Origin of the sequence: Blastopirellula marina, from assembly GCF_002967765.1 — a bacterium.
Taxonomy (GTDB): domain Bacteria; phylum Planctomycetota; class Planctomycetia; order Pirellulales; family Pirellulaceae; genus Bremerella; species Bremerella marina_A.
Map to the genome: position 1 here is coordinate 331,405 of NZ_PUHY01000015.1, position 20,477 is coordinate 351,881.

Consider the following 20,477-nt stretch of genomic DNA (forward strand, 5'->3'; position numbering starts at 1 on the left):
TGAATTGAGCACTCCAACGGTCCTACAATACGATAGTTGTCCGATTCGCAGCCGGGTTCTGGTTGTGGACGACGACAAGCTCATTCGAACGCTCGTCTCAGAGTTTTTGACGCGCGAGGGGTACGAGGTAATCACCGCAGAGAATTGCCTGCGAGCCCTGGAGTTGCTAGAAGATCCGAAATATGAATTCAAATTCATGGTCACGGATTGGGAATTGCCCGATGGCAATGGAATCGATCTGATACGCCACGCGCGACATGTGGTGCAAACACATTACATGTATATCGTGATGGTCACTTCGCATGGCGATCGCGAGAACTTGACGTTAGCGCTAAACTCTGGCGCCGATGATTTTCTGACCAAGCCGATCGATCGCGGCGAACTAATTGCGCGAATCCGGGCAGGACAACGCATTCTGAACTTGGAAACGCGGCTTACCCAGTTGGCCAATAGTGACGTTCTCACTGGATTGCCAACGCGCCGTGTCTTCGAGGAATTGGTAGCGAAAGAATGGAGCCGTACCCAACGTTATCGCTTGCCGATGTCATGCGTGATTTTCGATATCGACTTCTTCAAGCGAATTAACGACATCCATGGGCACGCCGCCGGGGACCAAGTTCTGCGGGAGATCGCTCATATATTCGCCACTTCCGTGCGTAAGTCCGACATCATTTGTCGCTATGGTGGTGAAGAGTTTTGCGCGATTTTGCCAGAAACATCATCGGCCCAAGCCTATGTTTGGGCAGACAATATTCGAAAACGAATCGCATCGACAGAAATCATCCTCGATACGGCCGTGGTAAATGTCACAATCAGCTTGGGCCTGGCTGAACCGTTATCGGAAATGGAAGATCTGAACGATCTAATTGATGTCGCCGACCATTGTCTGTTGGAGGCGAAGTCTAAAGGCCGAAACCAGATCGTTGCTTTCAACGAATTAAGTGAATCGGTTAGTAAGGACCCGACTGGGCACTTAGATTCCACGTTCCAAGGTGCGATAGCCGCTGATGCCATGACTCCGGTAGTCAGCACAGTGACTCCCCAGTCAAGCGTGTTTGATATCGCACAGTTCTTCCTCGACTATCGAATTCCTTCGGCGCCAGTCGTTGACGACAGCGGAAAGCTCGTCGGCATCGTGTCGGAAAAGGACTTGATGACGGTCGCGGTACGTCCGAATCCTCAAGATATCGAGATCTCAGAGGTGATGCGGCGAAATCTTATCTGTTATCCACCTGGTACATCCCTGCGAGTTGTCTGGGAATTCCTCAATCGGGTTTCGATTCGTACGGTGTTGATCACTGAGAACGACAAAGCCGTTGGTGTGTTGAGTCGGCAGAGCATTTTGCGGTGGTTTGCCAACACCTACTGGAAACATACTAGTCCCAAAGATCATCAGCTCTTCCAAGATATCCAAGAACGTGGCATGACGATGCGTCGGTTGGAAAACGCCGCACGGCTCTTGGCCGAGACCTCGCGTCAACTTACCGCGGATGTTGAAACACGCACCCCAGACGAACATGGAGCCATGGTCATCGGTACAGTTTCAAAGATGCAAGACCTCATGGTCGAGATGCTTGCCTCGGTTCGCGGCAATAAGAGCACTGGCGCGATGCAACTTCACGCGGCGGTTCCATCTCTGGAAGACTAACAGCCTGTTGAACTTCTCAGATCGGCTACGTCATTGAGATTGGGGCGATTGCGGCGTTGTGAATTCCTCGACATATCTAGTGGATATGCCTGCGGACTCACGCCTTGCCCTCGCCCCAATCTCAATGACTCGCTAACGAAGCAGAAAATCAACAGACTGCTAAGCCACTCATTTCTTTGGTCGTCTAACGAACCCAAATCTCATAGATCCACTGAATCGTCTTGGGGAACGGCTCTAAGTCAAGAGACGCATTTACCTCAAAGCCGTTCTCATTGGCGGGTATCTCAGGCGTTGGAAATTGTTCCTGCGGAATCACGTCAACGCAAACCTCGGCTCCGTTGATCTTCCAGACCCAAGGACCATCTAGCTCGAGGGTCGGCTCTACTTTGTTCTCGAGAAGCGATCCGTAACGACTGCAGATCCGAATTGGGTAGCCTTGCATCCGACAGGCGACCGAGAAGCGAATTCGTCCCGGTTCTTTTGTCGGTTCGACCGCAGCGGACCAATGGCTTTCGCCTGCTTTGCCAACCAGTAAGGCAATCGTGTTTTCGCCACGCTGTTCGAGATGAACCTCCTGAAGCGGCGGACTCTCAGGCCAGTCTTCGTCATCCTTGGAGCCTTCGATCGAAACAAAAATCGGCGTGCATTCTTCGCCTCGAACCAAGGCAACAACGTGACCAAAGCGATCGGCGTTTTTGACGAAGCTGACAAACAAGCCGACGTTGTCTTCACGGATCGATTCCACGAAGTGTTCTGTAGGTTCCGGCAATGTTTGCGACACGATGTTGTACTCCTGACGATCGATGAACGTGTTGCCGATCTATTGCCGGCAACACGCAAAAGCACTATTAATTCTGCGGCGACTCTTGGCCGACTCGCCAACGAAGGTACGAATCGAGGAACCCTTGAATTTCCCCGTTCATCACGCTGTGGAAACTGCCGACGTAGAAACCCGTCCGTGCGTCTTTCACGCGTTGGTCAGGGTGCAAAAAGTAATTTCGGATCTGTGAACCGAAACCAACTTTGGCTTGCGTCTTGTACTTTTCGGCTTGTTCACTTTCGCGGCGTTCTTCTTCGACACGTGCAATCCGCGAGCGAAGCATTTTCCAAGCCTGGGCTCGGTTCTTATGTTGGCTGCGTTCGTTTTGGCATTGAACGACGATTCCAGTAGGAATGTGGGTTAGTCGGATCGCACTGTCGGTCTTGTTGACGTGCTGCCCGCCCGCTCCACTGGCTCGGTAGGTATCGGTACGGACATCGTCTTCATCGATGTCGACTTCTTCACTATCGGGAATCTCGGGCGAAACGTCGACGGCGGCGAAACTCGTTTGGCGTTTTCCTTCCGAGTTAAACGGGCTAATTCGTACCAGGCGATGCATGCCCGTTTCACCCTTAAGGTAGCCATAGGCCATGGGCCCTCGAACGACGAAGGTCGCATTGTTGATGCCGGCTTCTTCGTTCTCGGTTCGATCGATCAACTCGACCGCATAGTCATGTTGATCCGCCCAGCGACCGTACATTGTTAACAGCATCTCGGCCCAGTCGTTGGCATCGGTGCCGCCGTCGCGAGCGTTGATCGTGACGATTGCCCCACAATTATCGTAGGGACCATCCAATAACGCCTTGAGTTCTAACGCTTCCAGCGTTTTTTCTAACTGATCAAGCAACCCAGGGACTTCAGCGGCGAGGGAGTCATCCTCTTCAGCCATCTCCAACATCACATCCAAGTCTTCGATGCCGCTGAGGCACTCATCCAGCGGTTCGATCAGGCTGCGAAGCGACTTCATCTGGCCGACCGTTTCTTGGGCTGCTTCCTGGTTATCCCAGAAATCGGGCGCGGCCATGCGTTCTTCAATCGACTTCAATTGCTGCTGCTTCGTAGCGTAGTCAAAGAGAGTCCTTCAGTTGAAGGAGTCGTTCGCGAATACTTTCAGCGCGATCGTAGAATTCACGTTCCATTGCGGATGCCTTTGTCCCAAGGGGTGCGTTGGCTTAAATGAGGCAGCGGATGAAGTATATCCCGGGTGGGGCAGGGCGGGAATGTCCCGCCCCAATGCCAAATCTTACTCGTCGTTGAGCTCGAAAATGGCTTCGACTTCGACAGTCATACCGGCGGGAAGAGCGTTGACGCCGATCGCACTGCGGGCCGCAACTCCGCAGTCCTCGCCGAAGACTTCTTTCATCAGTTCGCTAAAGCCATTAATGACGGCTGGCTGTTGGGTAAATCCGTCAACGCAATTCACCATGCCAAACGTTTTGACCAGACGTTTGATCTTATCGAGGCTTCCTAGGTGAGCCTTCAGCGTGGCTAACATTGCGAGACCGGTTTGTCGTGCCGCGGCGTTGCCGACTTCCTGTTCGACATCCTGACCAACTTTGCCTAGTTGCAGCGTACCGTCGGTGCTAAGCGGGCCATGTCCCGACAGGTAAACCAAGTTGCCCACGGTGATCGCCGGTTTGTAAAGGCCCATCGCCTTAGGGGCAGGCGGAAGTTCGACGTTCAATGCGGCGAGGTTGGCTTCAAAGCTCATGGTAGGTCTCTCGGTTGATTACTTCTTATAGACGTCGTTCGGATTGACCAAACGTGGTTCAACAATCTTGGTTTCGTCGCTTCCGACTTCCCGGAAGAAACAGGTGCGGTAACCCTCGTGACAAGCGGCTCCCTTTTGTTCCACCTTGAGCAGCACGGTGTCGGCGTCGCAGTCGACGAGAATCTGGCGAACCTGCTGTTGGTGGCCGCTTTCCTCTCCCTTTCGCCACAACTTGTCGCGGCTGCGACTAAAGTAAACGGCCCGGCCGGTAGTCAGCGTTTCTTGAAACGCTTCCCGATTCATCCAGGCCATCATCAGTACCTGGCCGTTGTCAGCATCTTGGGCGATGGCAGGCACCAAACCACCAGCCTTCTCAAAGTCGGGCTCGCGAGGTAAGGAGATCGACATCGCTCAAAACTCGTATTAATGGGCAGAGAAATGGGAAAGCAATCTGGTTTAGTGTGACCGTAGCGGACTCGATCGGCAACCGGGTAGGGGGCGTGTGACTAGCGAATTACGGCGAATGAGACGACCACTTCTTAACCCTGACCCCCGGGTAAACGGTACAGCCAAATCGGGGAGATCATTCGGCTTACTCGTAAGACTCGGCACATCCGAACCGACTTCGCTAGCGTTGTAGTCACTGGAATCGCTTTGCCGAATGGTTAGAAGGCTGGCCGACGATTAGGCCAACTGGGGCATTCTTCCCCCTAACGCTGCAATGATTTCTCCCCAAATGCATTAGGACAAAGGTACCGTCGTGAATAAGTCTCTTAGCATCGTCATGCCGGTTCATAACGTCCAATCGAGCATCGCCGCGGAAGTTGATCGCCTGCTGGAGATCATGGCCGACCTGACGACTGAATTCGAGCTGATGATCGTCGATAACGGCTCGACCGACGGTACGGAAGAAGTACTGTACGACTTGGTTTGTCGCTATCCCCAAGTTCGTTCGCGTCGGCACATGCCCAAACAAAGCAACGCGACGGCTATCGATCTCGGTTTGGCGGCTGCTTCGGGCGCTGTGGTTATCATCCAGGATATGGATCGCAAATTGACTTCCGACGATATCGTTTCGTTATGGGCCATGCACGTCGATGCGACGGCCGCTGGTCAGCAGCAAGTCATCAGTCCAGTTGCTCCTGCATTTCCTGAGCACCTTTTGCCAGAAGATCCTCGCCCGCTGAACGAAGACCTGCTCCGACGTTTGTCGGCTTGGGGGGCGGATATCTCGGAACTGGAAGAGTTGCCGGAAGCCCTGCTCCCGGAGAACGGCAATTCGCAAGAACGAAAAGACGTTGTTCAACCGCAATCACCCCGTTTGAAAATGCCACGCTTTCTCAAGCGTTTGCACGACTTCGCTACCGGCGAATAAACGGCAAATTGGGTGAAGTTTTCGGTTAGTTCAGATGCTGCCCCTTATCATGTGATCTGGGGCAAATTACTTTCCGATAAATTTGAGAAACGCTTGATTTGATTGAAACCTTTCGATAGAATCAGCCAGTGCCGAGAAAATGATTCAGGCGCTATTTTCCTCATTATCTCACCAAGGTGACCACCAAGTCCTAACTGATTAGGGCGGTCATCCGCGGCAGCTTCGGACTCATTCCGATGCTTGAAGCGTTTTCAGGCACACTTTTCACGAAGTTTGGTGACGTCCTGACTCTCCTCGAGGGCGCTTACTCGGCTTCAAAACAAGGCTTCGCCGATGGGACTAGGCACCCCTGGCAATTGGGCCTGATTCGAAACTACCGGAACAGACAATCAACTATCCCACTTCTTCACTGGACGCTCCTGCGCCCAGCGGATCTCACGTGGAATGTTGTCTACGACGTTGGTGGCGAATTCACCCACGAGCCAATCGGTAAAGTCTCCGGAATAGGGAGGACTTCTCATGGCTACGGTTCCATTGACTATGGACCACGCGGTTATTCCGTTTGCGCCTTCCGAGATGGGCAAAAAGTCCCCTCGTAGGCTGCATCGCATTCGCGAACTACGTAAACAACAGGGAGTTTCCCTTCGAACGGCATCTCGGAAGCTAGGCATGCCTGCTTCCCAGGTTCGCGAAGAGGAAAAGCCCGACACTGATCTACTGGTCTCCGAGCTTCTGCAATGGGCTGAGATCTTAGATGTTCCGATCGCAGATCTTCTGGAAGAGCCACAGAACAACCTTTCATCCCCGATTCGTGAACGTGCCAAGTTGGTACGGATCATGAAAACGGTGAAAGCGATTTCTGAGCGAACGCAGGAACCGAACATCGGAATTTTGTCGGAAGTGCTTGTCGATCAGTTGATTGATCTGATGCCGGAACTGGCGGAAATCAATGCTTGGAATAACGTAGGCCAGCGTCGCTCGCTGAACGACTTAGGCCAAATCGCTGAGCGTAGTATCGCCTGCGATTCGATTATCAATGCAATGCGAGACTAACCTCTCCGCGTCACAGCGCTTTCGTCCCGAACACCCCCAAATGCCCCAGGTTCGACTTGCTCGAGTCTGGGTCATTTTTTTTGAACGTCAGAAGATTAGGTTCCGCCAAGTGGCACGGACTTAGACCAAGTCCTTAAGGTGGAAATGAAACTTGCCAAGTTTTCCGCCATAGTTGCCAGCACCGATTGCCAGAACACCTTCTAACGCGGCCGCGTTCATCGTGGCTTTCATTCCTGCGGCCACTGCCTGTTCGCTGGTTCCGTCCAGCACGATTTCGAGAACGCAGTTCGCTCCTTCGACAACCTGCGATTCGACTCGGCCACGCAGTGTGGGGCAATTGCTATCGGAAGTAGAGGCCATGAGCCCCTTGTATTTCGATCCCACTTTACTCCCACTTCGGGCAACGCCTCCTGGGAAAGGCGCGATGATGTCGGCCATGGGAGCCAAAGCTTCTATGGCCTGTCGAGCGGCTGTGAGCGCGGTGGGTTGATCGATCGCTTGGAAAATGATGTTCCCGCCGGCGACTCCCTTTTCAATACCTACGGATTCGACGCACAAGAACTCACCATCCATGACAGGAATTCGCCAGTACCTGGTTCCTCCGACGACCTTACTCTTTTGGAAGCCGTCGCCAAAATATCGCAATGTTTTTCCAAGTGGGCAGCGCTTTTCTGCTTCTGGAAGGCCATCGAATACGGCGGTCGAGGCGCAGGTCATCACGCACTGGCCAACCCGTTTCGAGATCGCTTTGGAGAGAGCGTCACCTGAAAAACCAAATGCCAAGACGGCGGCACCAGGGCGTCCATCGGGAGTTTCTTCGGTCGTTAAAAGGCGTTCGACGCCCACTTCGGCGTCACATGCGATCACACTACTGCCGTAGCCGCAAACCTCGTTGGTCGCTGCTGAAAGCCAATGCTCGTCGAAGGCGGTGATGATAAGACGCGTGTAGACCATCCCGAAGGCTTCGGCAAAGGTATCGACGATTTGAGTATTACCAATCTGCACAACGTCTTCCGTCGGAATAAGCCCTAGTTATTTAGGGGAGGCCCTGATGCCATATCTTCCCCCGCGTTCCCCCTTCTGCCAACCCCGCCCAACGGACGCTTGGGTAACCAATCGAAGCATCACGTTCTACAATAGGGAAACCCTTCGAAACGCGAACTCCTATGAAAACAGGCCAGCCATGACCCAACCATCCTCAAATTCACGTCGAGTTGCAGTGATTGGAGGGGGGATTTCCGGACTTGCCGCCGCGCATCGCTTGAACGAACTTGAACCCCGCTGCGAGATTCATCTCTTCGAGGCAGATCAGAAATTGGGGGGCGTGCTGCAGACAACGCACACTTCGGATGGCTATTTGTTGGAACATAGCGCCGACAACTTCATCACCAACATTCCCTACGCTTTAGATCTGTGTAAGCGGTTAGGGATGGAGGCAGATCTGTTGCCTACCAATGAGTCCTTGCGCAAGGCTTATGTGCTACGGAAAGGAAATCTTTATCCAGTGCCTGAAGGGTTTGTCTTGATGGCCCCCAGCCAAATGTGGTCGGTCGTCACGACGCCCATTCTCTCTTGGGCTGGAAAGTTACGTTTGGCTCAGGAGTATTTTGTCAAAAGGAGGGATAGCCCTGCCGACGAAAGTTTGCAATCGTTTGTCACGAGACGTCTGGGCCAGGAAGTCTACGATCGTTTAGTTCAACCACTGATTGGCGGCATTTACACCGCCGATCCTCAAAAACTTAGCGTTCAAGCAACGCTTCAACAGTTCGTGAAGATGGAACGTGAGCACGGCAGCCTGATAAAAGGAATGCGGAAGCGTTCTCAAACCAGCGGTGAGGGAAAAGAGAGCGGTGCACGCTATTCGATGTTCGTCGCTCCCCGGAAGGGTATGGCCGAGTTGATCAGCAAGCTGCGAGAGAGCCTGGCAGAGCAAACGATTCATCTTGGGGCGAAGATCAACGGAATTCAGCTAGGAGAACATGGTTGGCTTGTTCAGCATGATGGGGAAGAGCAATGCTTCGATGCCGTGATTGTTGCGCTACCCGCTCCACAGGCTGCCGAAGTATTATCGCCGCATGATAACCTAGCCAAGTTCCTACGTCAGATTCCGTATGCTGGGTGCAGCGTCGCGATTGTGACCGTCGATCAATCGCAGATTCGCAAACCGGTTGAAGGATTTGGCTTTGTAGTACCTGAGATCGAAAACCGGAAGATCTTGGCGGTGAGCTTCTCAAGTGCCAAGTACGCTGGTCGAGCGCCGAAGGGTAAGGTGATCATGCGGGTTTTCGTCGGCGGTGCCTGCCATCCAGAACTGGCTGACCTCAACGATGACGAGATGCGTTCCATTGTCCAGAGCGAACTGGAGGAACTGATCGGGCTCGAGGGGGAGCCAGAGAACTTCATGGTGACCCGCTGGAATGGCAAGATGCCGCAGTATCACCTCGGTCATCTCGATCGCGTCGCTGCGCTTGAGGAGGAAACGTCTAAGCTGCCAGGCTTGGAGTTAGCCGGCAACGCTTATCGAGGAGTTGGGGTTCCACAATGTATTCAGAGCGGGGAAGCAGCTGCATCGCGCGTTATTGAATACCTCAAACAGTCCACGCCGACCTACACTGAGACCAATTGATAATTGGCTGCCTCGCCACCAACGTAGGTAACGTTCAGCGAGGAGCGTTTTTGTTGATCGTGCGAAAGCTCTGCAACAGCAGCTTGCGGGTCTTCATTGTAAGCTTGAGCAAATCGAGCCTGATCGCCGGCCGCTTTTAATGCGGATGTCTGAGCGGCAATGCTGGAAAGCAACGTCGATGCCTCCTGGGACTTCTGCAGGAGAGCATTCACTTGTTGAGCGAAGGGATCATCCGGATCGGACTGCAAGCTTCCATCTGGATTGAATTGCAGTTGATAAGACTCTGGCAAGTCGATTCCAGCACTGTGGGCCGAGCGACGCAGGACGTCTTCGAACTGCGACAGTAAGCGTTTCAGCTCATCACGAATATCCTCGGACTGATCGTTAAGTTGCCCGTTAGCTGCCAGGAACGATTCGACAGCCTGACTGCTCTCTGAGGATTTGGTAGCCGAGTTTTCCTCGGTGTCACTCTGCAAGAACGAAAAGAAGTTCTCGGCGGTGGACTGGATAGTCCCGGCCGCCAGCGATGCGGCTCCGATTCCGATCGGTAGTGCTGCTGCGATATTCATACGCGAGCTTTCTTATTCCAAGTGACATGAAACTGTATTCCAAGTTATCGTCTGACCGAATTGCACGACTTTAACGATTCGGTCGACTTTGCGGGCAAGCGGCGACCGCAAGATGAGCAGCTTGATGTAGTGCGACTCGAAGTTACTTGATGAGCAAAGAAGTGCTGCCAAGAAAGAGAAAAAGTTCCCATTACCTACGATTGAAACGCAACCATGTACCAGCCTGATATCAGCTCGATACCCTGCCCCAGGAGGTACACCTATAGGTAATGGGAACCAATTCTACATTCGTTTTAAGTTCGCCGCACATCTAGTGCGATCGAACCGCGGTCTCAGTTTCTCGACCGCGCAAGAGTCGATTCGACAATAGGTTATATCGAGCAGAATAGCGGTCTGCTTGAGCGTGGTCAAGGAAAAAATGCCGCAAATGGGTATTAATGCGCTATCCCTCTCCGTTGTATCACTCTACGAAGGGGGAGATTGATCACGCTGCGGCCAACCGCGCCTCATCTCGGAGGGTGCTTGGGAGGTTAAGAACTTCCCGGTAGAGATCAACATATTGCCGCGCAGCATTGCGCCAACAGAATCGGGCGGCAGATTGCTTCAGTTGATCGGCATAATTAGGGACCTGCTGAAAGGTCTCCATGCCTTGCTGATAGACATCCAACATGTGCTCGGCCGAGAAGTCATCCCAGTAGAACGCCTTTTTACCGCCTACTTCCGGTAAGCTGGTGCGACGTGCCAGGAAAACTGGTTTGCCGACCGTCATTGCTTCGATTGGGGGTAGGCCAAAACCCTCGGTAAGCGATGGGAAGACGAATGATTCACAGTTCTCATAAAGCCACTGTCGTTGCTCGTCGCTGACCGGACCTGGCAGAATCACGCGATCAGCCACGCCCAAATGCGCTGCAGTTCGCAAGATTTCGATGGCATAGTCCGAGTCATTCTGGCCAGCGACAATCAGATTTCGGCCAGGTAAGTTTCGTAGGAGGTCCAAGAGTACGTGGAAATTCTTCTTGCGGTCGATGATCCCGATCGAGAAGAGGAACGGTCGATCTTCACTGAGCCAAGTTGGTCGTTCGGCAGGAATCTGCGAGGTTTCAGGGCGACCGTTGTAAATCACGCGAAGCGGGCGGTTGCCCAAATCAAAGTGTTGCTGTACTTCTTCGGCGACAAAACGCGAGATTACGGTGACTGCGTCAGCCCTGGCAATGAGACGAGCAATGCGTCGATGTTCGCGAACGATCTTCTTGCCATTTTTCTCGCGTAGGTAATTTAGGTCGTGAATCGTGAGAACGACCTTGGTCTTGGAATTAAGCGGAAGGTAGCGAGCTTGTTGATGCGTGGCATGCCAAAGGGCTGTGTCAGGCGGGGTGATCATTTGCGTCCAGCGGTACCAACGCTGAAACATTTCTTTTCGCCATGCTTTGGCAAGCAAGGTATCTTGCGTCTCGAAATCATGCTCCTGCGCCGCAGCGACCAGCGGGACTGGTTCCAGTCCGCGAGCGGTCATTTCGGTCGTCAGCGCCCGTCCAAGATGGTAGGCAAACTGCCCCAGTCCGGAACAGCGGTTCCGTGACTTTTCCAAATCGAGAACGACACGTATGGGTGAATGGTGCATGAAGTTTGTTGTCGGAAACTTCCCCTGGGAAAAGCGATCTCCACCTGGGCAGCGTTGGTGCGACTTCAACTCTGCTAAGCGGGCGGGGCGAATTATCGCCTATCCATCCAGCCTATGCAGGGCCCAGAGATTACCCGTTTCATCGTCCGGGGGGAATACGAATCTAAACGATTGATTTGCCTAGTTTCCATTTGCTAGCATCCCGGTTCGAGTCACAATCGTTATAAGAAGTTAACAATGCCAGCACTGCGAGCGTCTAAGACGCTTGGTTCTGCCGTTCAAATAGGGCAGAATAGGCGTTTTCAGCGATGCCTTTCATCCTCGTCCTTCTCGTCCTACGCCCCACATTGAGGAAGCCACCCCTGTGAATATCTATCTGGGAATCGATATTGGTACGTCCGGAACCAAAACCATTGCCATGGCGGAGGATGGCAGCATACTGGCGGAATCGTCTGCTAGCTATCCGGCTTCGCATCCGAAGCCTCTCTGGAGCGAGCAAGATCCTGAATTGTGGTGGAAAGCAACGGTCAAAACCGTTCGGGCCGTGGTAAAGGCCGCCAAGGCCAAGCCGGAAGATGTCAAGGCGATCGGTCTTTCGGGACAGATGCATGGCTCGGTCTTTCTCGATAAGGACGACCAGGTCATTCGGCCTGCGCTGCTGTGGAACGATCAACGCACGGCAGCCGAATGTGCCGAGATTGAGTCTCGGGCCGGCGGCCGTAAGAATTTGATCAAAATGGTAGCCAATCCAGCGCTCACTGGATTTACTGCCCCGAAGATTTTGTGGCTGCGCAACAACGAACCGAAGAACTTTGATCGCTTGGCGAAAGTGCTCTTGCCGAAGGACGACGTGCGTCGTCGTCTGACTGGCGAGTATGCCACCGAAGTGAGCGATGCCAGTGGAATGTTGCTCTTGGATGTCGCCAATCGGAATTGGTCGACCAAGCTGCTTTCGAAACTCGAACTCGATCCAAGCCTGCTCGGCACCGTCTACGAATCGGAGGACGTCACCGGTACCCTCACTAAGCAAGCGGCCAAACAGTTGGGACTGACGACTGACTGCGTAGTTGTTGGTGGAGCAGGGGACTGCGCTGCCAACGCACTGGGAAATGGGGTTGTGAAGAAAGGAATCTTGGCGAGTTCGCTGGGAACCTCCGGCGTGATGTTCGTGCACAGCGATGAAATGGCCGCTGATCCAGAAGGTCGCTTGCATACGTTCTGTCATGCCGTACGTGGCAAATGGCACATGATGGGAGTCACGCTGTGTGCAGCGGGAACACTGGAATGGTTCGTGCAGAAGCTTTGCAGCGAAATGCGAGGACCACGTGGCAAGGTCGATCCTTACGCCACCCTAATGAAAGAAGCCGAGTCCGTCCCTTGTGGAAGTGAAGGATTGATGGTGCTGCCTTACCTGGCTGGCGAGCGAACTCCGCACGCCGATCCAGATGCTCGAGGCTGCTTTATTGGCATAACGCTGAAGCACGAGCGAGCCCATGTGACACGTGCGATCATGGAAGGGGTGACCTATTCTCTTCGCGAAAGCCTGGAAGTGCTCGATCAAATGAGTATTCCTGTCCGTCAAGTTCGTGCTGGAGGAGGCGGCGCCAAAAGTCCGCTTTGGCGTCAAATGCAGGCCAACGTTTTCGGTAAGAAGGTCGTTACGTTGAATGCCGAACAAGGTCCTGCTTATGGGGTCGCCTTGTTGGCAGCGACTGGCGCCGGAGCGTATAAGAATATTCAGGAGGCCTGTGCGGCAACGATTCGCGAAGTGAGCGAAACGAAGCCAGATCGCGCCGCGAAGAAGTATTACGATAAGGCTTTCCTGGTTTACCAAGATCTATATCGAGCGTTGAAAGACGACTTCAAGAAGTTGGGGCGTCTGGACGACTAGTGCCGAGTGCGGAAAGGGATGGCGACATGACGTGCCGTTTTTATCGCGAAGAAGAAGTGGCGGATGTGTTAGACATGGCCACCACGATCGAAGTCGTCGACGAAAGCTTTCGCCAACTCGGCTCTGGTGGTGCCGACAACGTACCACGTCGCAGAGCTCGGGCACCAGGCTTCGTGCTGCACGGGATGCACGCATCTGCCGAGTACCTGGGAACTGCCGGCTGGAAGATGTATTCGACGACGCGCATCGGCGCCAAATTTCATGTCGGAATCTATGATACGGATTCAGGGCAGATGATTGCCCTGATCGAAGCCGATCGGCTTGGGCAATTGCGCACCGCTGCCTCCTCCGCCGTTGGTGCTCGGTATCTGGCCAAAAAGCCTGTTACGCAGGTGGGGGTGTTTGGCGCCGGTTGGCAAGCGGAAGGCCAGCTAACGGCGATGGCGACCGAGTTTCCTCTCGCGCAAGCCTACGTCTATTCTCGAGATGAAGAAAAACGCCAGGCGTTCGCCGAACGAATGTCGGAGAAACTTAAGCTCGAGGTTCTGCCGGTCCACGATCCGCGCGAAGCGGTTGAGGATTTGCCGCTGGTCATCACGGCGACAACCAGCAAGCATCCGGTGTTTGACGGCAACCTGTTGGCGGAAGGCGCGCTTGTCTGTGCCGTTGGAGCGAACTGGAACTTCAAACGTGAGATCGATGTAATAACCGTGCGGCGCGCCGATAATTGGGTTTGCGATTCGATCGAAGCGTGTCGTGGTGAGGCTGGTGATTTCGTTCTCGCGGAAGAAGAAGGCTACCTCGATTGGACCAAGGCGGTCTCGTTGTCCGATGTGATGGCCGGAAATTCGATCGGTCGCAACAACCAAGACAGCATTGTCGTTTACAAAACGGTTGGGTTAGCGCTGCACGACGTGGCCCTGGGAACCAAGTTCTTGGAACTTGCAGGAAGCCAACCTGAAATCGGCGTCGATCTACCGTTTTGAGGAGACTCCGAATCGACGTTTCATGTTAGCGGACACTCTCGGCCGGGTTCTGAGGCAACTCGGCTACCGATTCAGGTGAATGAATCGGCTGAGTCGGTTGGCGTGGCGAGTTTGCTGTGATCGACTCGGCGTTGGCTACACGCAATTGGATCTCTGTTGCGTATTTCGTCACCGGCTGAGCACAATGAACTTCCGGCCGCACTACGAAGCTGCCGACTTGGCGAGTGTCGATCGTGACGGTAAGTCGAATGCTTTTGCCAGGAGCAATCGTCAGCGGGTCGAACATCGCTTGTCCTAGTCCCACCTTGCCCGGGTGACCATCCACTTTTAGTGGTTCGATCCCTTCCGACATGTTGACGACAATTTGCACCAAGTCGGTTTCTTTATCACTCAAATTGGTGACCTCGATGCCGTAATTAACCGGAGTGCCTTGGATGGCCTTCTCGTTGGGCGTGTAGACTTGAAGTTTCAATGCATCGATCGGCTGAACTGAAATTGTCGGCTCGACGGAGGCGCTGGCGGCACTTTCCGCAGCAATCTTTTCGATGGTCTTGTTCGCTTCGGCGACGACTTCTGGTTCAGGGGCTACTGGCTTGGGTGTTGCTACCGGAAACCAGTTCAGGTTCAACGGGACGTCGGTCAACGATTGCACCAAGTCCCAATCATTCTCAGCGATCAAAATCGAGTTAGGTTCCGGGACCAATCCGTCTTCATCCTTCACTAAGGCAACGTTGCCCATCGTCAGCTTGTTGGCGTTCTCGGTCTTGGAGATCACGTTCGTTCCAGAGTCGGTGACCTCGAATTGTCCGATGGGCATCCGCCCGGCGTACAGATCCCCCACACGCAGTCGTATCTCTTTCGCTTTCAAATCTACGGCCATCAGGACAGGACCTTGAAGGATCTTCATCGAGTCGCCCGGGGTAGGACCGTTTTCGTCGGTCCAGTCGTTGATTAACTTGAGGAAGCGAACTGGCAGTTTGTGTTCTTTCGCAACTTGTTCCAGCGACATACCCGGTAGGAACGTCATCGGTCGTTCGGCCAGGTGCTTATTCGGCGCGTAAATCACCGCCTTAGCCAGGAAGTCTCCCTTGTCTCGGATTTGCTGCATCTGTTCATCGGTGTAATTCCAACTACTGCTGACCTTGTCGATCTCTTGAAGGGCTTCTTTCCATTGGAATGCAGCTTCTAGATCGGCGATCTTGGCGATGAAATCGTCGAAGGCGAGCACGTTGGGTGTGGCTACGGAGGACTTCGATGAGGTTTCAGGCTCAGTCAACCTCGGTGCTGGCATGTTCGCGTCCGCTGGTTCCGAAAAGCGACTGGTCTTCTTCGGTTCCAAGGGCATCTCTGCCATGACGGTGCTGGTTGAGGCTGCGTCGGCTGGCGAAGGGGCTGTAACGTCCTCGACTTCGGCCGCAGCCTCAAGCACCGGGTTTGCTACCGGTATGTTTGTTTCGGCGGTGGTTTCTGAGGTAACCACCGTGGGGGGCACTTCAATATTGGCTTGGCTACGGTTCTCGGCTAACTCAGTAAACGCCTCCGCATTGAAGAGCGGCGCTTCCGCAACTGCCTCTTGGTCAGCAGGGGGTGAGGTGACCATTTGATTGCGGTAAATAACGTAGCCGTTATAGGCAACGCAGACCAAGAGTCCCACGATCAAAAGATTACGAAAAACAGACACGGCAAGCCTCGGCTAGGGCGAGTTGTCATTGAATAATTGCGCAAGTTAGCCGTGCTTTATCAAATCCATCCAATCCCATCCAGGCCAATAGTGTGGAATTTCCAAAGGAAACTGATGTGATTGTGTTTTTCCGTGGCGAGATTCTCAGCCATCTTCTACTATTAATTAAGTGATTCTAGGTTGGTGCTTTACCTCTATCTGACATGACCGACGCGCATGCAACGACCTGCCCAGCAAGAAGACTGGTCTCATTCCCAGGCCAAACTTATTCAATCCCTGCTAGCGGTCCGCGCCGATCAAGAGCTGCCCAAGCGCCGACTTCTGTCTTGGGATAATATCACGGGATCGGCATCCTTCCTCGTTTCTTTCTCTTTCCACTTCGCCCTGATCCTGCTGTTGGCGATGTTCACAATTGCGGAGCTTCCTACCAAGCAGGTCGAGCTTGTGGTGGTCGAGCCAGAGGACGAAGAGCGAGAACGCCCACTGGAATTCGAGCTAGACGAATCGGAGAAGATCGCCACAGAAATGACGATCGCGAACCTTACCATCACCGAGCAAGGCATGGAAGGAATGGTTGACGCCTCGCTCAGTGCTCCTTCGCTCGAATTGCCGCCTTCAGAATACCTGGATGGACCAGAGGTCACGCTCGATGTGAATTCGTTTCTCACGAAGAACACCGAATCTTTAATTGAAGACATGCCGATTGGCTCTGTTGGTTCTGTACAAGCGGTTGTCGGTGACTATCAAGAGGCGATGGATCAGATCTCTCAGGAACTGATCTGGATGCTTTCCAAAAACAAGGTCTTGGTGATTTGGTTGTTCGACCAATCGGAAAGTATGAAAGATGATCAGGAAAAGATTCGTCGCCGGATCCATCGGATCTATGGAGAAGTCGGCTTGAGTGAACATTCGAAAGGAAATGCCCTGACCTCGGCAGTCGCTAGTTTTGGTCAAGGTTTCCAACTACATACTCGAGCGCCAACCAGCGATGCGGAAGAAATTGATCAAGCAATCGCTGAGGTTCCGGTCGATCCATCGGGGGAAGAAATGTTCTGCTCAGCCGTCGGCGAAGCGTTGACTTTGCACCGGCGATATTCCAAGACCGCCGATCGGAAGATCGCTTTGATTGTGGTCACCGACGAAAGCGGCAACACCAAGGACAACGAAGGTCGCTTGGAAAAAGCCATTTCGGTCGCCCAGGCCACCGAGGCCCGCGTGTATGTCCTGGGACGTGAAGCCGTGTTTGGTTATCCTTATGCCCACGTTCGCTGGGTTCATCCCGAAACCGGTAGCACCCATTTGTTACCGGTCGATCGTGGTCCCGAAGCGGCTTTAGTGGAACAACTACAGACCGACGGTTTCGGCAAGCGAACCGACGCGATGGCGAGTGGCTTCGGTCCCTACGAACAGGTCCGCATGGCCAAGGAAACGGGTGGGATCTTCTTTATGCTTCCGGGCGAGGAGTCGAACATCAACCAGTCGATCGATCGTCGCTATGAAGCAAAGCTGATGGAACGCTACCGCCCTGACCTTCGCTCCCGCTTGGAGCAACTGACGGATGTCAAGAACGATCCACTTAAGACATTGGTCACTAAGATCATCTACGATCTGAATCCGTACCAAGAGAGTGTGTCAGATGTGATTGAGATTCAGCAGAGCTTTAGTGGTGATCCAAAGCGGTTCGCGCAAGATGTTCGAAAGCAGCAAGCGAAGATGATCACCTACATCAACTATTTGGATCGAGCTATTGAAGTTGCGGAAAAGAACCGAAACCTGCGGGACGAGTCGACCTCGGTGCGATGGGTGGCGAATTATGATCTACTGTATGGCCAGCTATTAGCCTACCGAGCTCGCGCGTTTGAATATGGTGCGTACCTGACGAACTTTCTACAGAACCCACCGAAATTACCGTCTCAACCGTCGTACATGGAATTTCGTGGTTGGCGGCTCGGGACGAGTAACGAACTGGCATCTGCCGAGAAAACGGAAGCAGATATCGCACTTTCGCAAGAGATACTAAAGCAAGTGATCGACGACCATGCCGGAACCCCTTGGGCAACGCGGGCGAGTTGGGAGATTCGCCGTGGATTTGGGGTGAAGCTTGAACCGACGTTCGTCGATACGCGTCGAATTAATCGGCCACGACCTGCTCCGGCGATGCAAATGCCGAATGCCCCGCCACCTATGCCGGTACGAATCCCTAAGCTGTAGTTTCTATTTTTCGTGCAGCGAGATCGCCTTCCAAAGTTTCGGAGGTGACATCGGAAGCTCGGTCATTCGTACTCCACAGGCGTGATAAATAGCGGAAGCAAGCGTCGCTGGAGGCGCGACAATCGGCGTTTCTCCCACGCCGCGGACTCCGTAAGGGTGATCTGGATTGGGAACCTCGACAATAATCGTATCGATCATCGGTAGGTCGTAGCACGTAGGGACTCGGTAATCGAGAAGCGACGCGTTAGCGACGGTGTGATCGTTTCGATAGAAGTACTCTTCATTCAGCGCCCACCCGATTCCTTGGGCGACACCCCCTTGCAGTTGTCCTTCGACATAGCTGGGGTGGATTGCCTTGCCTGCATCCTGAATTGCAGTGTATCGCAAGACGCGAACTTTGCCAGTTTCGGGATCGACCTCAACGTCGCAGATATGCACACCGAAGCCGTTGGTTGAGACATCCTTAGAAATGGATGCCCGACCTACGACCGGTTCGCCCGTCTCGGGCAACTGTTCGGCGAGTTGACGGAAAGTCAGGGAGTGACCCTTATGCGAGAAGGTCCCTTGATGAAATTGCACGGCGTCAGCGTCGCATTCCCACAGCACTGCAGCTCGCTGGCAAAGTTGTTTCTTGAGGTCGAGCCCTACCTCGTATGCGGCCAATCCAGTGGCAAACGTCGTGCGACTTCCACCCGTGACATCGGTGTAACCAACACTGTCAGTATCGACCACTTTGGGGTGAACGTCTTCTGCGGCGATGCCCAACGTTTCCGCCAATTGCATCGCAATTGAAGTTCGCGTCCCGCCGATATCGGTGGATCCCTCGAGCAGGTTCACCGTGCCGTCGTTATTGACGGTGGCCGACACACTCGACTTTAGACCAATGTTGAACCAGAAGCCTGCCGCGATACCACGTCCGCGATTCGCACCTTCTAGCGGCGTATTCCAATGATCGCTGTTCTTGGCGGCCTCCAGGCATTCGACCAAGCCAACTCTTGGGAGAACGGGGCCATCAACACGACGTGTTCCTTCCTTCGCGGCATTCAACAGGCGAAGTTCGAGAGGGCAAATGCCTAGCGTATCGGCGAGTTCGTTCATGACCGATTCGAATGCGAATGCGGCCTGAGTTGCGCCGGGAGCACGATACGCTTGGGTATGCGGCTTGTTGAGACAAACGTCGTAACCATGAACGCGAGCATTGGGAAGTTCAACGCAGCTAAACAAGCACATGCATCCGGGGCCAATGACACCGCCTGGGTAAGCTCCCGCATCATAAGCGAGATGAGCATCGCCAGCGACAAGCTTGCCATCCTTCGTAGCGCCAACTTTGACTCGCATAAACGAAGCCGGGGTCGGGCCGGTTGCCTCGAATACCTCGTCTCGCTGCATGACCATCTTTACTGACCGTCCACATTTTCGACTAAGGATCGCAGCAATCGGTTCGAGGTAAACCGAAATCTTACCCCCGAATCCGCCGCCAATTTCGCATGGGGTTACGGTCACGCTTGATATCGGAATTTGCAGCAGTTCCGCGACTTGTTGGCGACAGGTGAATGCTCCCTGGGTAGACGTCCAGATCTTCAGCTTGCCATCCTCGTTCCAAAGGGCGACCGAGTTATGAGGCTCGATGTAACCTTGGTGCACCGTCGCTGTTTTGAATTCTCGTTCGATCACGACGTCGGCCGAAGCGAACGCTTTTTCAACGTCGCCTGTTTCAAACTCCAGGTGCAAGGCAATGTTGGTTGGCTTGTCCCCTTTCTGGCCGAGGTAATCAGTTCGAAGGTCGTCATGGAGGATCGGTGCATCGTCTCGCATCGCTTCCTGGACATCGATCACCGAGGGTAAGACTTCATACTCAACCTGGATCAATGCCAATGCTTCTTCGGCAACGTGCACATTCCGTGCGGCAACGGCGGCGACTGGGTGCCCTTTATAAAGAACTTTGTCCAAAGCCATACAGTTAGCGCCGAGGTCGGCCAAGTTGATCGCGCCTTCACCCAAATTGGCAATCTTATCTTTCAGATCGGGCCAATCTTTGCCGGTCATCACCGCGAAAACGCCGTCAATCTGTTCGGCCGCTGCTGTATCGATGGAAACGATTCTGGCGTGCGGATGTGGGCTTCGCAAAATCTTTCCGTGAAGCATGTCAGGAAAGTGAACATCGTTGGTGTAGATCGCGCGACCGGTCACCTTATCGGTTCCATCGTGACGGATGGGCCGTGTTCCCAGCACTTGGTACTTCTTGTCGCTGTAGGAAATGGGAGATCCGTTCATCTTCATGATTC

At 53.6% G+C, this 20,477-nt stretch carries 17 protein-coding genes; 7 read left to right on the forward strand and 10 right to left on the reverse strand.

Annotated features, from left to right (window positions below):
- Nucleotides 1-4: 4 nt before the first annotated feature.
- Nucleotides 5-1,648: a diguanylate cyclase gene (locus tag C5Y83_RS25860; RefSeq protein WP_105332686.1), complete on the forward strand. Its 1,644-nt coding sequence runs from the start codon at nucleotides 5-7 to the stop codon at nucleotides 1,646-1,648.
- A 184-nt stretch (nucleotides 1,649-1,832) separates the two neighbouring features.
- Here C5Y83_RS25860 and C5Y83_RS25865 read toward each other — a convergent pair whose 3' ends face one another.
- The 4 genes from C5Y83_RS25865 to hisI all read right to left on the reverse strand — a co-directional run bounded on the left by C5Y83_RS25865 (nucleotide 1,833) and on the right by hisI (nucleotide 4,587).
- Entirely contained in the window at nucleotides 1,833-2,429 is a 597-nt protein-coding gene (locus C5Y83_RS25865) for a hypothetical protein (RefSeq protein WP_105332687.1), read from the reverse strand.
- A 67-nt stretch (nucleotides 2,430-2,496) separates the two neighbouring features.
- Nucleotides 2,497-3,607 (reverse strand): peptide chain release factor 2 gene (gene prfB / locus C5Y83_RS25870; RefSeq protein WP_338065817.1). Its coding sequence is split into 2 segments (ribosomal slippage): nucleotides 2,497-3,537 and nucleotides 3,539-3,607, totalling 1,110 coding nucleotides; the frame shifts between segments, so codons are not numbered across the junction.
- A 104-nt stretch (nucleotides 3,608-3,711) separates the two neighbouring features.
- Nucleotides 3,712-4,179 (reverse strand): RidA family protein, encoded by a 468-nt coding sequence (locus C5Y83_RS25875; RefSeq protein ID WP_105332689.1) that lies wholly within the window; start codon nucleotides 4,177-4,179, stop codon nucleotides 3,712-3,714.
- A gap of 18 nt (nucleotides 4,180-4,197) precedes the next feature.
- A complete protein-coding gene (gene hisI, locus C5Y83_RS25880; RefSeq protein WP_105332690.1) occupies nucleotides 4,198-4,587 on the reverse strand; it encodes a phosphoribosyl-AMP cyclohydrolase in 390 nt (129 codons plus the stop codon).
- 352 nt (nucleotides 4,588-4,939) lie between these two features.
- Here hisI and C5Y83_RS25885 point away from each other — a divergent pair, with 352 nt between their 5' ends.
- The gene (locus tag C5Y83_RS25885; RefSeq protein WP_146117929.1) at nucleotides 4,940-5,554 is read left to right on the forward strand and encodes a glycosyltransferase family 2 protein; all 615 of its coding nucleotides are present in this window, start codon (nucleotides 4,940-4,942) and stop codon (nucleotides 5,552-5,554) included.
- 389 nt (nucleotides 5,555-5,943) lie between these two features.
- On the opposite strand, the gene C5Y83_RS30025 is transcribed toward C5Y83_RS25885, so the two are convergent.
- Nucleotides 5,944-6,075 (reverse strand): hypothetical protein, encoded by a 132-nt coding sequence (locus tag C5Y83_RS30025; RefSeq protein ID WP_261341480.1) that lies wholly within the window; start codon nucleotides 6,073-6,075, stop codon nucleotides 5,944-5,946.
- Here C5Y83_RS30025 and C5Y83_RS25890 point away from each other — a divergent pair.
- Nucleotides 6,074-6,607: a helix-turn-helix domain-containing protein gene (locus C5Y83_RS25890; protein WP_105332692.1), complete on the forward strand. Its 534-nt coding sequence runs from the start codon at nucleotides 6,074-6,076 to the stop codon at nucleotides 6,605-6,607. The two genes, C5Y83_RS30025 and C5Y83_RS25890, sit on opposite strands and share 2 nt — an antisense overlap.
- Before the next feature lie 120 nt (nucleotides 6,608-6,727).
- On the opposite strand, the gene fhcD is transcribed toward C5Y83_RS25890, so the two are convergent.
- Entirely contained in the window at nucleotides 6,728-7,612 is an 885-nt protein-coding gene (gene fhcD / locus C5Y83_RS25895; protein ID WP_105332693.1) for a formylmethanofuran--tetrahydromethanopterin N-formyltransferase, read from the reverse strand.
- A gap of 178 nt (nucleotides 7,613-7,790) precedes the next feature.
- Here fhcD and hemG point away from each other — a divergent pair, with 178 nt between their 5' ends.
- On the forward strand, nucleotides 7,791-9,233 hold the full coding sequence (gene hemG / locus C5Y83_RS25900) for a protoporphyrinogen oxidase (protein WP_158262523.1): 1,443 nt from the start codon (nucleotides 7,791-7,793) through the stop codon (nucleotides 9,231-9,233).
- Here the strand turns inward: hemG and C5Y83_RS25905 are convergent.
- Nucleotides 9,215-9,802: a hypothetical protein gene (locus tag C5Y83_RS25905; protein WP_105332695.1), complete on the reverse strand. Its 588-nt coding sequence runs from the start codon at nucleotides 9,800-9,802 to the stop codon at nucleotides 9,215-9,217. The genes hemG and C5Y83_RS25905 overlap by 19 nt on opposite strands.
- Nucleotides 9,803-10,286: 484 nt before the next feature.
- Nucleotides 10,287-11,423 (reverse strand): glycosyltransferase family 4 protein, encoded by a 1,137-nt coding sequence (locus C5Y83_RS25910; protein WP_105332696.1) that lies wholly within the window; start codon nucleotides 11,421-11,423, stop codon nucleotides 10,287-10,289.
- Nucleotides 11,424-11,787: 364 nt separating this feature from the next.
- Here C5Y83_RS25910 and xylB point away from each other — a divergent pair, with 364 nt between their 5' ends.
- Both xylB and C5Y83_RS25920 read left to right on the forward strand, forming a co-directional pair.
- Nucleotides 11,788-13,314 carry a xylulokinase gene (gene xylB / locus C5Y83_RS25915; RefSeq protein WP_105332697.1) on the forward strand — a complete coding sequence of 509 codons (1,527 nt, stop codon included), beginning with the start codon at nucleotides 11,788-11,790 and terminating at the stop codon, nucleotides 13,312-13,314.
- A 26-nt stretch (nucleotides 13,315-13,340) separates the two neighbouring features.
- Nucleotides 13,341-14,300 carry an ornithine cyclodeaminase family protein gene (locus tag C5Y83_RS25920; RefSeq protein WP_105332698.1) on the forward strand — a complete coding sequence of 320 codons (960 nt, stop codon included), beginning with the start codon at nucleotides 13,341-13,343 and terminating at the stop codon, nucleotides 14,298-14,300.
- A gap of 25 nt (nucleotides 14,301-14,325) precedes the next feature.
- Here C5Y83_RS25920 and C5Y83_RS25925 read toward each other — a convergent pair whose 3' ends face one another.
- On the reverse strand, nucleotides 14,326-15,981 hold the full coding sequence (locus C5Y83_RS25925; protein ID WP_105332699.1) for a hypothetical protein: 1,656 nt from the start codon (nucleotides 15,979-15,981) through the stop codon (nucleotides 14,326-14,328).
- Between the two features lie 216 nt (nucleotides 15,982-16,197).
- Here C5Y83_RS25925 and C5Y83_RS25930 point away from each other — a divergent pair, with 216 nt between their 5' ends.
- Nucleotides 16,198-18,192: a vWA domain-containing protein gene (locus C5Y83_RS25930; RefSeq protein WP_105332700.1), complete on the forward strand. Its 1,995-nt coding sequence runs from the start codon at nucleotides 16,198-16,200 to the stop codon at nucleotides 18,190-18,192.
- 3 nt (nucleotides 18,193-18,195) lie between these two features.
- On the opposite strand, the gene C5Y83_RS25935 is transcribed toward C5Y83_RS25930, so the two are convergent.
- Nucleotides 18,196-20,466 carry a xanthine dehydrogenase family protein molybdopterin-binding subunit gene (locus C5Y83_RS25935; RefSeq protein ID WP_105333064.1) on the reverse strand — a complete coding sequence of 757 codons (2,271 nt, stop codon included), beginning with the start codon at nucleotides 20,464-20,466 and terminating at the stop codon, nucleotides 18,196-18,198.
- Nucleotides 20,467-20,477 lie beyond the last annotated feature (11 nt).